Consider the following 12,323-nt stretch of genomic DNA (forward strand, 5'->3'; position numbering starts at 1 on the left):
AGGGCAACCCTTCCGAAGCCGGCCCTAGACGTGGCCCTGCGGAACATGTATTCGTCCTCCCCAGCTCGAGGTGTCTGCATTGTGCGTCGTCTATAGACTGCAATTCTTGCGGCAATTCGCCGCTGGGGTCGGCAGGCGGGCACAAATGGCGCCCGAAGCACGCCGCTGATATTATAGCACACTCATTCTGCCTAGACTATAGAGGGCCCCTCTTGGACAAGTCAAGCCCGCCGGCGGGCTACGAGGTCTGTTTGACTCGATCCAGCGTCTACCGTATACTGCCCCCAAAGGAAGACACTGGAATTCGGTACATATGCCTGCATGCAGACCCGCATGGGACGCCGCGCCACGAGACTTTGATTTTGAAGCGCAGATGGCCCGCGAACTGGGGATTCACCCCGTCATAGCGGGCGTCATGCGCCGCCGCGGCATAACCACTCCAGACCACGCACGCCGCTTCCTCCACCCCGATCTGGCCGACCTGCATGACCCGTTCCTATTGCCCGATATGGACATCGCGGCCCGGAGAATCGTGAAGGCCATCGAAAACCATGAGACCGTCCTGGTCCACGGTGACTACGATGTGGATGGAATTACCGGTTCTGCCCTGATGGTCCGTTTCCTGTCGAAACTGGGGGCGGACGTGCAGTATCACTTGCCCCATCGTCAGATTGACCACTATGGGCTGAGCGTGGAGGCGATGCGCGAGGCCGCGCGGGTGGGTGCCCATCTCGCCATAGCGGTGGATTGCGGTGTCACCGGCTTCGAGGCGGTGGCGGAGGGGCGGCGCCTGGGCATGGACGTGGTGGTCATCGATCACCACGAGCCCGAGGACAGACTACCCAACGCCAACGCCATCGTTGATCCAAAGCGCGCCGACTCCACCTATCCCGAGCGCGATCTGGCCTCTGTCGGCCTCTGCTTCAAGACCGCGTCGGCCGTTTGTACCCTCATGGACGTGCCCCAGGAATCCCTGCAGAGGGCATTCCTGGACCTGGTGGCCATGGGAACCATAGCCGACGTGGTCCCGCTCATCGGCGAGAACCGCATCCTGGCCAGTCACGGCTTGAGGAGCATGGCAGGCACGCGCAAAGTGGGGCTGCAAGCTCTGATGCGTCTGTGCAATGCAGACGGAGACATCCGAGCTTCCGACGTGGCCTTCCGTATTGCCCCGCGGATGAACGCCGCCGGGAGAATGGGCGACGCGACTGATGCCCTGGAATTGCTTCTCACGAATGACCCGGAGACTGCCACCCGGTTGGCTCTCTCCCTGGATAACGCGAACCGCGAGCGTCAGCGGGTCCAGGAGCGCATCTATCGGGATGCCCTGGAGATGATAGAGGGAGAGGTGGACTTCGAGAACGAGCACGTCGTGGTGCTGGCGTCTCCTGAATGGCACGTGGGCGTTGTGGGCATTGTGGCCTCGAAAATCATGGAGACCCACTCGCGCCCGACGATCCTCATGGTGCAGGAAAACGGTGAGGCCCGGGGATCCGCACGGAGCGTTCATGGGTTCGATATCAGCCAGGCCCTGCAGGGGTGCACCGACCTGCTGCTGTCCCACGGTGGGCATGCCCTGGCGGCCGGGATGAGTCTGCGCATTGAGAACCTGCCGGACTTCCGCCGACGCCTGAACTGCCTCGCCGCCGAATCCCTGCGTTTGGAGGACCTTCAGCCCAGATTGGAGACCGACGCTGAGGTGTTGCTGGACGAGGTGGACGCGGAACTGCTTGAGGGTCTGGCGCAGCTTGAGCCCTTCGGGCAGGCGAACCCGGCGCCCTTGTTCGTGACCCACGGGGTGGATGTGCTGGATGTCCGGACTGTCGGAAGGGACAACCAGCACCTGAAACTGTTCGTGAGCCAGGGTGACCGCCCGGTGGACTGTATCGGGTTCGGAATGGGTCCTGAAGCCGACTGGATCGACCGGGGATCTACTATCGATATCTGCCACACTCCCGAGATCAATGAGTACAATGGGACCCGAGGGGTCCAACTGCGTCTCCAGGCTGTTCGCGCGGCACGGTAAGCTCATCGCAGGCCTCAGCGCGGAACAGCTCTGGTTCGGAGGATCCGAGGTGCCGATTTGAAGGCCCCCGTCAACCAGGCGGTCCTGCTGGTGGGTGGACAGGGCACGCGATTGCGTCCCCTGACCTGTGATCGCCCCAAGGCTCTCGTACCCTTGTTGAATGAGCCCCTGCTGGCCTGCGAACTGCGCCTTCTGGCACGCCACGGCATCACTAACGTGATCCTTTCCGTTGGTTACCGCGCGCGCGTCCTCCAGGATGCGCTGGGGGATGGGTCGCGCTGGGGGGTAAGGCTGCGGTACGTTGAGGAGCCTTCGGCACTGGGAACCGCCGGCGGTCTGCGGAATGCCCTGGAGCTGCTGGATGGGCCCTTCGTGGCGATGAATGGGGACCTGGTGTACGACGTAGACCTGTCCGCCTTTGCCGAAGCCCACCTGCGAGCGGGCGCGATGGTGAGTTTCTGCCTGCGGCGAGTGGAGGATATACGGCGTTTCGGGCTGATCCAGTGCGACGATTCCGGTCGAGTCGTGGCCTTCCGCGAAAAGCGGGAGGTCGACGAGACCGGACGGAATACTGTGAACAGCGGGGTCTATCTCATGGACCCGGAAGCATTGCTGCGGGTGCCCGCGGGCGTTGAGTGGTCCAACGAGACCCAGCTGTTTCCCGGTCTGCTCCAGGAAGGCTGCCTCTTGCTGGGGTTCATGCCCGAACAACAGGGCTACTGGGCTGACGTGGGCACAGTAGAGTCGTACCTGCAGACCAGCCGCGACCTGCTGCGAGGCGCAATTCCGTGGATGCGGGGAGCGGTCGCCACATCTGTCATGGGACGCACCGAGGACATCGAACAACCGGTGGGGCTGGCTGAAGGCGTACGCATTGAGGATGGCGCACGAGTAGGGCCGGAGGTGTGCATTGGCGCGCGTGGCACAGTCGGCGCCGGGGCGCGCATCCAGGCGTCTATCCTGTGGGAAGATGTGACCATTGGGCCCAATGCCCATATTCACAACTGCATAATCGGCGCCGGGGTGACCATCGGCGCGGGCTGCAAGTACAGTGGAAAGGTCGTCGTCCGGTGAGCCACCAAGATCCATTGCTGATGATTCCAGGGCCGACCAATCTGCCGCCAGAAGTTCGAGCGGCCATCGGCGCGCCCAGCATGTACCACCGCGGGCCGGGCTTCATGGGGCTCCTCGACGGCTGCAACCGGGGCCTGCAGGTAGTTTTCCAGACGAAGAACGACGTGATCATCCTGGCATCATCGGGTACCGGGGGCGTTGAGGCGGCCATCGTCAATCTCATCAACCCCGATGACCGGGTGCTTGTGGTGCGCGGAGGGAAGTTCGGCGAGCGCATGGCCGAGATCGCGGCCCGATTCGGCGCGCTGGTAACGACGCTCGACGTCGAACCCGGGCGAGCCGCCGAGCCCCAGCAGCTTGCGGATGTACTGGCGCGCAAGCCATTCAAGGCCGTGCTGTTCGTGCAGAACGAGACCTCGACTGGCATCACACAGAACGTCGCTACGCTGGCAAAGATCGCTCACGATCACCGATGCCTGACCATCGTGGACTGTGTGAGCGGGATGGGCGGGATCCCGGTGCGCACCGACGAATGGGGCTTGGACGCAGTGATCTCCGGCTCCCAGAAGGCTTTCATGCTCCCGCCCGGGCTGTCCTTTGTATCTCTCTCGCAGCGAGCCTGGGAGATTGCGGAAAAGAGCAAGACGCCGCGCTTCTACTTCGACCTGCCCGCCGCGCGGAAGTCACTGGCGAAAGGCCAGACGCCTTTCACCCCCGCCGTCAACCTGATCCAGGGCCTGGGGGCGTCTCTTGAGCTGATCTTGGGCGAGGGCCTTGAGAAAGTGTACGCGCGCCACGCCCGGGCAGGACGTTCGGTGCGTCTGGCAATGCAGGCGCTGGGCCTGGAGCTGTTTGCGGACCCCGCCTACGCAAGCAATGTGGTGACCGCGATCAGAGCACCTGAGGGAGTCTCGTCCACAGATGTCGTGAAGCGGTTGGCGGCTAACCACCAGATCGTAATCTCCGACGGCCAGAGTGAACTGAAAGGTAAGATTTTCCGAATAGGGCATATGGGCTGGTTCGACGAGGAGATGCTGGCGCGCACGGTGCGTGCAACGGGCGAGACTTTAGCCGGTCTGGGGCATTCGTGCGACCCGCAGGCCGGCGAGGAAACGCTGCGGGAGGTCTGGGCACAGGCATGAGGCCGCGGGTACTGGTCTGTGACAATGTGGCGGCGTCCGGCTTGGAGTTTCTGCGCACCCGAGCAGAAGTGGTGGAAGCCGGCAGCCTGGACGAACAGGCGCTGATTGCGGCCCTGGATGGCTGCCAGGCTCTCATCGTCCGCAGCGCAACGAAAGTAACCGCGCCCGTGTTTGAAGCCTGCCGGGGCCTGAAAGTGGTGGCTCGCGCCGGCGTGGGTGTTGATAACATTGATATCGAGGCTGCCACGCGCTGGGGGGTGCTGGTGGTCAACAGCCCCGCGGGGAACGTGCTGGCCGCGGCCGAGCACACCCTGGCAATGCTGCTTGCTGCCGCGCGAAACATCCCGCAGGCCGATGCATCAATGAAACAGGGGCGGTTCGACCGCAAGAGCTTCATAGGCCGTCAAGTCCTGGGCAAGACGCTGGGGATCGTGGGCCTGGGAAACATCGGGACCGAGGTCGCTCGAAGGGCGAGAGCTCTCGGGATGAACGTCGTCGCCTTCGACCCCTACGCCTCCGAGGAACATGTGCGCAAACTCGGAGCCACCTCTGCCCCACTCCATGAGCTGCTGGCCCAGAGCGACTTTCTGACCGTACACGTGCCGCTGACAGACGAGACCCGGGGCCTGATCGGGGCGCGTGAACTGGATCTGCTGCCCGACCATGCCGTGGTCGTCAACTGTGCGCGGGGAGGGATCATCGACGAAAACGCGCTTCTTGAGGCGCTTCAGGCGGGCACGGTCGCCGGAGCCGCGCTAGATGTTTTCGTCGGCGAGCCCGACGTGAACGCGAGCCTCGTGGGGCACCCTCGTGTCATCGCGACACCGCACCTGGGCGCCTCCACGAGTGAGGCCCAGGAGACGGTTGTTCTGGACGCGGCGTCGCAGGTGATGGATGTACTGGCCGGCTTGCCTCCCAGTTCGCCGGTGAATGTGCCCGCCCTGCCCGCAGAGCTGATGGACCAGCTCAGCCCGTATCTGCTTGTTGCCAGGCATCTGGGGACCCTCGCGAATGTGCTGGTGACCGGCGCCGCTCGGTCGGTGAAGGTGGATGCAGGGGCAGGCGCGCCAGTTCAGGGCATTCCGCTCCTGGCACACACCATCGTGGCGCGGATGCTGTCGGGGAAGATCGACCAGCGGGTGAACGAGGTGAACGCTCCAGTAGTTGCGCGTGAGCGCGGCATCGAGGTGCTTCACGGCGCACTGGCCGAGGACCCGGGGTATTCGCGCTATCTTGAGGCCGGCATTGTGGGTGAAGACTTTGCCTATGAGCTCGCGGGAGCTGTGCTGGAAGGGGACCAGCCCAGAATCCTGCGCATCGCGGGCTATGCAGTGGATCTACGCCCTGAAGGCAGGATTATTCTCGTCTGGAAGGACCGGCCGGGGACGCCCGGATTTATCGGTGCGGTGGGCACGACCCTCGGTGATGCGGGGGTGGGAATTGCCAGCATCCAGGTTGGCCATGAGATCATTGATGACCGCGGCCTATTGGTGATCCGAGTTCTGCAGGAACCATCGTCCGAGGTGCTTCAGGCAATCCGTGAGCACCCGGACGTCGCGAGGCTGGAGACGGTGGTTTTCGACTGATATGCGCATACTGATCACAAATGACGACGGAGTTCACGCACCGGGCCTGCGGGCACTGGTTTCGGAGCTGACCTCGCTAGGTGAAGTGGTGGTGTTCGCCCCCGAACGCGAGCAGAGTTGCAGCGGGCACGCAATCACCCTGCACAAGCCCCTGCGCATCCGGGACGCCCGCATTGACGGAGCGGATGTGCGCGCATATTCGGTGAGCGGCACTCCCGCGGATTGTGTGGTTCTCGGTTGCCTGCAGGAGAAGGAGCCCTTCGACCTGGTGCTGTCCGGGATCAACGCCGGAGCCAATCTGGGTGAGGAGGTTTTCTACTCGGGCACCGTAGCGGCGGCGATGGAGGCTTCGCTGCACGGCATCCGCAGTGTCGCGATGTCGGTGACGGCCTACCGCGACTGTGATTTCCGTGCGGCGGCGCAGTTCGCGACCCGATTTGGGCCGGCCTGCACAACCATGGACCTGCCGCCAGACACCGTGCTGAATGTGAACGTGCCCAGCCTGCCACCCGATCAGATTCGGGGCGTCCGGGTCACGCGTCTGGGCCGACGGTCGTACGAGAACTTCCTGGAGCGTCGCGAGGACCCGCGAGGCGTGCCCTATTACTGGTTTAGCGGGGAAGCCCGGGAGGCCGACGCCACCGAAGACACCGACATCGGCGCCACACAGGCCGGATTCATCTCGGTCACGCCCATGCGGTTCGACATCACCGCGTATGAGGCCATGGGCGGGATTATGTCGCAACTGTCAGCTATGGGGCTCGTGAAGCCATGAGGCCGTCCTACCTCGAAGCCATCGAGCAAGGGACCTTCGGGGGGAAGCTGGCAGATCTGAGAGCGCTGCTGTCGCCCTGTCGTCTCTGCCCGCGAGAGTGCGGCGTGGATCGACTGTCTGGGGAAGCCGGGTTCTGCGGCGGATTGGACCGGGCCGTTGTGTCGGGGGCAGGCCCGCATTTCGGGGAAGAGCGACCGCTTGTTGGGTCCGGAGGGTCCGGCACGATCTTCCTGGCCGGCTGCAATCTTGGCTGCGTGTTCTGCCAGAATTACGATATCAGCCACCTGCGCCAGGGCAGGCCGTTGACCTGCGCCGCGCTGGCACAGGTGATGATCGACCTGCAGGCCCAGGGCTGCCACAATATTAACTTCGTGACACCCACTCACTTCGCGCCCCAACTGGTGGAAGCAGTGGGAGTAGCGGCCAGGCAGGGGCTTCGCCTGCCGCTGGTGTGGAACTGCGGCGGGTATGAGAGCGTCAAGGCCCTGCGGCTCCTGGACGGCATCGTGGATATCTACATGCCCGATGCGAAGTACTGGGACGCCGCGGTGGGGCAAGAGCTCTCGGGCGTTCCTGACTATCCGCAGCGCATGCAGGAAGCTATCACCGAAATGCACCGGCAGGTGGGCGACCTGGCCCTTGATCGCAGGGGTATCGCAACGCGCGGTCTGCTCGTGCGCCATCTCGTGTTGCCTGAGAACCTGGCTGGAACCGCCGGGATAGCGGGGTTCCTTGCGTCACTGAGCAGGGACACATACGTCAACATCATGGCCCAGTACCGCCCGTGTCACCGGGCTTCGGACTTCCCGCGGATCGCCCGCCGCATCACTGCCAAAGAGTTCCAACAGGCCCTGACGGACGCCTCGGTCGCGGGCCTGCGCCGGTTCGACGATCGGCCGACGAATCTGGCCTAGCCACACGCGCAGCGCATACCACATGAAATCTGTCCGCTTTCGGGAGGCGAGTTGGATGTCGGATTTCCTGGACGAGGCCAAGAACATAGCCGCCAGCCTTTGGCGCAAGAGCCGTGAGAGCGTGGACAGTCTCGCAGCAACTATCGACCAGCGGTCTGAAGCGAGCAAGATCAGCGGAAAGATGCGGAACCTCAACCGCGAACGCGAGGACCTGGTGACGGAGATGGGCAAGAAGGTGTACGCGCTCTATCGCCGGGGCAAGGTGGAGAACCTGGACCTGCTCGCGGCCTGTAAGCGCATCGACGAGATAGGTAAGGAACTCGAAGCAGCCCGAGAGGCCCTGGAGAAGTTGCGCAACGAAGCCAAGCCTGATCTGGATGTGCCTGAGGTCACCGATGACACCCCGGCCACCGTGGAACCCGCAGCCGAACCGGTCAAGGAACCGGAGCCGCCGGTGTGTGCGGAGCCTGTGGTCGCGGCGCAGGAGCCGGCGCCCGAACCCATTGTAGAGACTGCCCCGGAACCAGTCGCGCCTGCCGAGGCGCCTGCTGATGCCGCACCCGAGGAACCGCAGGACACGATCTGAAGCACACGCATAGAAGGGGACAGACCATGAGCGCAAAGTACGTCTTCGTCACCGGTGGAGTCATCTCGGGTATCGGGAAAGGTATCACCACTGCATCCGTCGGGCGTCTGCTCAAAGACCGTGGTATCCGCATCGGTATCGTGAAGATGGACCCGTACATCAACGTGGATGCAGGCCTGATGAACCCCTTCCAGCATGGCGAGGTGTTCGTCACCAATGACGGCGCCGAGACCGACCTGGACCTGGGGCACTATGAACGGTTTATCGACCAGCCCCTGAGCAAGGCATCAAACGTCACCACCGGCCAGGTCTACGGCGAGGTAATCGCCAAGGAGCGGGACGGAAACTACTACCTGGGGCACACCGTCCAGGTGATTCCGCACATCACCGACGAGATCAAGTCCCGTATCCGCCTCGCTGCGAAGAAACAGGACGCGGAACTGCTCATCGTCGAGATCGGCGGGACTGTCGGCGACATCGAGGGCCAGCCGTTCCTCGAAGCCATCCGCCAGATGCGCATTGACGAGGGCCCGGAGAACGTGTGCTTCGTGCATGTGACGCTCGTCCCCTTTGTGGGAACCGTCGGCGAATTGAAGACGAAGCCGACCCAGCACAGCGTCCGGGAACTGCGCAGCGTTGGCATCCAGCCGGATATCATCGTCGCCCGCACTCAGGGCCCCATCGATGAAGGGGCGAAGAGAAAACTGGCGCTATTCTGCGACGTACCGGCATCGCACATCATTGAGGCGCAGGATACCTCCGCCAGCCTGTATGAGATCCCCATGCTTCTGGAGCAGCAGGGAATCGCCGACCTGATCTGTAAGGAAGTGGGCATCCCCCCCAGACCGGCGCAGTTGGGCGAGTGGCAGGCGATGGTGGACCGAATCAATCATCCCAGCAGCACGGTGCCCATCGCCATGGTCGGCAAGTACATGGACCTGAAGGATGCCTATCTCTCCGTCACCGAGGCGCTGAAGCATGGCGGGATCGCCAACGACTGCGCGGTGGAGATCCGCTACGTGGATTCGGAAGACGTGGAGCGCGACGGCCCCGAGGCTCACCTGGCAGGAGTGCACGGCGTGCTGGTTCCCGGTGGATTTGGCGACAGGGGTATCGAGGGCAAGATCGCGGCCATCGGCTATGCCCGGGAGAACCGCATCCCCTACCTGGGCCTTTGTCTCGGCCTGCAGACCGCCTGCATCGAGTTTGCGCGCAACGTCTGCGGTCTCGAGGGCGCAGATAGCCGGGAGTTCAAGCAGGATGCGGCGCACCCGGTAATCATCTACCTGAAAGAACAGGAGTACGTGACCGAACTTGGCGGCACCATGCGCCTGGGCGCCTACCCGTGCGTATTGCAGGAAGGCTCGCTGGCTGCGCGGCTCTACGGGACCACGGAAATCCACGAGCGCCACCGACACAGGTTGGAGGTCAACAACGCATACCGAAAGACGCTGGCCGACTGCGGGCTGGTGTTCTCGGGGACGTCGCCCGAGGGCGACCTGGTGGAGATCATCGAGTACCCCGAGCATCCGTTCTTCATCGCCACCCAGTTCCACCCGGAATTCCAATCTCGGCCCAACCGCGCACACCCCCTTTTCCGGGGTCTGGTACAAGCAGCCCTCAAGCGCCAGGGCGAGTGCGGCTGCGGCCAGCGGCCTGCGTAAGGGATTCGCCATAAGAACGTAACGCGCAGACTGCGAGGGACAGGGCGTGCCGCCCGTCCTCTTGCCTGACGACCCCGATACTGAGCCGGACCCATCACGCGTATCATCGGTGATTCACTTTGTCGTTACTGGACGAACTCAATCCTCAGCAGCGTCAGGCTGCCGAGGCAGTCGAAGGACCTGTTCTCATCATCGCCGGCGCCGGCAGCGGAAAGACCCGGGCGCTGACATACCGCATCGCCCACATGGTCCATGACCTCAAGATCCCGCCGGAAGCGATTCTCGCAGTCACTTTCACCAACAAGGCCGCGGGCGAGATGAAGGAGCGCATCCACAAGCTCACCGGCGATGCCGGCAAGGGTTTGTGGGTGGGTACATTCCATTCCATCTGCGCCCGTATCCTGCGCGCCCACGGGTCGGCCATCGGCATCCCCGACAATTACGTGATCTACGATGAGTCCGACCAGCGCTCCCTGATCCGCCAGGCGCTGTCAGTGCTGGACATCGACAGCAAGCAGTACAAGCCGGCGGAAATCCACTGGGCGATCAGTGCGGCGAAGAACGAACTCATCGGGCCCCAGGAATACCGGCGTTCCAGCCGCGGACCTTTCGATCAGGTGGTGCGCCAGGTCTATCCACGCTACCAGCAGTCGCTGCGGGCCAACAATGCGCTGGATTTCGACGACCTGCTCATGCGCACCGTGCAGCTTCTGCGTGAAAGTCCTGAGACTCTCAAGGTGTACCACGACCGCATCCGGTACATCCTGGTGGACGAGTTCCAGGACATCAACCATGCTCAGAACGAGTTCATCAGGCTCATGGGGCAAGCCAGTCGGAACGTCTGCGTGGTGGGCGACGATGACCAGAGCATATACGGTTGGCGCGGGGCGAACATCGGGCTGATCCTGGACTTCGAGAGCCAGTACCCGGAGGCGCAGATTATTAAACTGGAGCAGAATTACCGGTCTACCCAGAAAATCCTGGAGTGCGCCTACGAAGTCATCCGACACAATGTTGATCGGCGCGAGAAGAAACTCTGGACCCAGAACCGTCCCGGGGAGAATGTGGTGCAGTATGAGGCCGTGGATGCCGAACAAGAGGCGGACTGGGTAGCGCAGACCATCCAGGCTCAGGTCAACTGCAGAATGACCAGCTTTGGCGACTACGCTATCCTGTACCGCGCCAATGCCATGTCCCGGGTGTTCGAAGAGGCCATGATGCGCCGGCGAATACCCTACGAGGTCGTGGGAGGCATCCGCTTCTATGAGCGCGCGGTAATCAAGGATTTCATTGCATACCTGCGGGTAATCTTCAACCCTGCGGACGGCGTGTCCTTGAGCCGGATCATCAACGTCCCCGCCCGGGGCATCGGGGACAAGACCCTCTCCCACATCGACCGCATCGCCGCGGCCAACGGTATGAGCCTGTATGACGCGGTGCGGGTGGTCGCCTCCGACGAGAACCTGCGGCAGCGCGCAAGGGACGCAGTCGCGGATTTCTACGATCTCATGGAGAGGCTGCGGCAGGTAGCCGCGGAGCAGTCTCTCACCGTGCTCTGCCGCAGTGTGGCCGAGATGTCCGGCTACCTGCATGCTTTGGAAAGCAGCGAGACGGCGGAGGATCAGACCAAGGCCGAAGACCTGCGCGAATTCGTCTCCCTTGCTGAGCGGTTTGAGCGTGACCGCCCCGATGCCGACCTTGGCAGCTTTCTGGAGCACATCTCGCTCCTGTCAGACCTGGACGAGGCGCAGGAGATCGGTAGCAAAGTATCGCTCATGACCCTCCACGCTTCAAAAGGGCTGGAGTTTCCGGTGGTGTTCATGGTGGGCATGGAGGAGGGCATTTTTCCTCACCAGCGCAGTCTCGGAGAGGAGCACGAACTCGCGGAAGAACGCCGGCTCTGTTACGTTGGGATGACCCGGGCCCAGAGCCTGCTGTACCTCACCCATGCGTACAATCGTGTCATCTACGGGCAGCCCCAGCTCATGCGGCCCTCGCGGTTCCTGGCCGACCTGCCCGACCAACTGGTAGACCGGCAGGTCACCCTCGCCAACCTGGTGTCCAGTTCGGTCCTCGGGGATGATGACGACGGCGAAGAACAGGAGGTCGGTGGGCGGAAGATCGATATGACCGAGCTCCTGTCCCGCGCCCGGGCGAACATGGAGAAAGCGCGAGATCGGCAGCGACAGGAGGCCGCGGCGCAGGCCGAAGGGACGCCTCGACGGCCGAAAAGCAGTCGAGAGGAGCGGCGCCGGGAACGCGAAGCGAAGGCGGCGCCAGAGAGCAAACGAGAACGCGGCGCGGGGACCGCGCCGGCTGCGGACGCATCCGGCATCGAGTACAAGTCCGGTGACCGCGTGCGTCACAGGACATTCGGCGAGGGGTTGGTGGTGCAGGTCAGGGGAAGCGGTGTGGACATGGAGCTTGTGGTGGCATTCGCCGGCAAGGGTGTGAAGACGCTACTGGCGGAGGTTGCGCCCATCGAGAAGGTGTAGCCGCGGGTCACGTGGAATTGTGCGGCAGCTCGTGCCTGCTGCCTCAAGACCCTCATGCTTG

General features: G+C 63.2%; 9 protein-coding genes. All 9 read left to right on the forward strand.

Features of this window, described 5'->3' with window-relative positions; genetic code table 11:
• Window positions 1-313 precede the first annotated feature (313 nt).
• Window positions 314-2,026 carry a single-stranded-DNA-specific exonuclease RecJ gene (recJ, locus tag HPY44_10050; protein ID NSW56348.1) on the forward strand — a complete coding sequence of 571 codons (1,713 nt, stop codon included), beginning with the start codon at window positions 314-316 and terminating at the stop codon, window positions 2,024-2,026.
• A gap of 57 nt (window positions 2,027-2,083) precedes the next feature.
• Window positions 2,084-3,100 (forward strand): NDP-sugar synthase, encoded by a 1,017-nt coding sequence (locus HPY44_10055; protein NSW56349.1) that lies wholly within the window; start codon window positions 2,084-2,086, stop codon window positions 3,098-3,100.
• Complete coding sequence (locus HPY44_10060) at window positions 3,097-4,242, forward strand: alanine--glyoxylate aminotransferase family protein (protein ID NSW56350.1); 1,146 nt, start codon at window positions 3,097-3,099, stop codon at window positions 4,240-4,242. The genes HPY44_10055 and HPY44_10060 overlap by 4 nt, the downstream gene beginning before the upstream one ends.
• A complete protein-coding gene (gene serA, locus HPY44_10065; GenBank protein NSW56351.1) occupies window positions 4,239-5,828 on the forward strand; it encodes a phosphoglycerate dehydrogenase in 1,590 nt (529 codons plus the stop codon). Before HPY44_10060 ends, serA begins: the two co-directional genes overlap by 4 nt.
• A 1-nt stretch (window position 5,829) precedes the next feature.
• The gene (gene surE / locus HPY44_10070) at window positions 5,830-6,603 is read left to right on the forward strand and encodes a 5'/3'-nucleotidase SurE (protein ID NSW56352.1); all 774 of its coding nucleotides are present in this window, start codon (window positions 5,830-5,832) and stop codon (window positions 6,601-6,603) included.
• Window positions 6,600-7,517: a 4Fe-4S cluster-binding domain-containing protein gene (locus HPY44_10075; protein NSW56353.1), complete on the forward strand. Its 918-nt coding sequence runs from the start codon at window positions 6,600-6,602 to the stop codon at window positions 7,515-7,517. The genes surE and HPY44_10075 overlap by 4 nt, the downstream gene beginning before the upstream one ends.
• Before the next feature lie 55 nt (window positions 7,518-7,572).
• Window positions 7,573-8,103 carry a hypothetical protein gene (locus HPY44_10080; protein NSW56354.1) on the forward strand — a complete coding sequence of 177 codons (531 nt, stop codon included), beginning with the start codon at window positions 7,573-7,575 and terminating at the stop codon, window positions 8,101-8,103.
• Between the two features lie 26 nt (window positions 8,104-8,129).
• A complete protein-coding gene (locus HPY44_10085) occupies window positions 8,130-9,767 on the forward strand; it encodes a CTP synthase (GenBank protein NSW56355.1) in 1,638 nt (545 codons plus the stop codon).
• A gap of 119 nt (window positions 9,768-9,886) precedes the next feature.
• Window positions 9,887-12,262, forward strand: coding sequence for a UvrD-helicase domain-containing protein (locus HPY44_10090; GenBank protein ID NSW56356.1), 2,376 nt, complete (start codon window positions 9,887-9,889; stop codon window positions 12,260-12,262).
• The last annotated feature ends 61 nt before the right edge of the window (window positions 12,263-12,323 follow it).

The sequence above is a fragment of the Armatimonadota bacterium genome, from assembly GCA_013314775.1.
Lineage (GTDB): Bacteria > Armatimonadota > Zipacnadia > Zipacnadales > JABUFB01 > JABUFB01.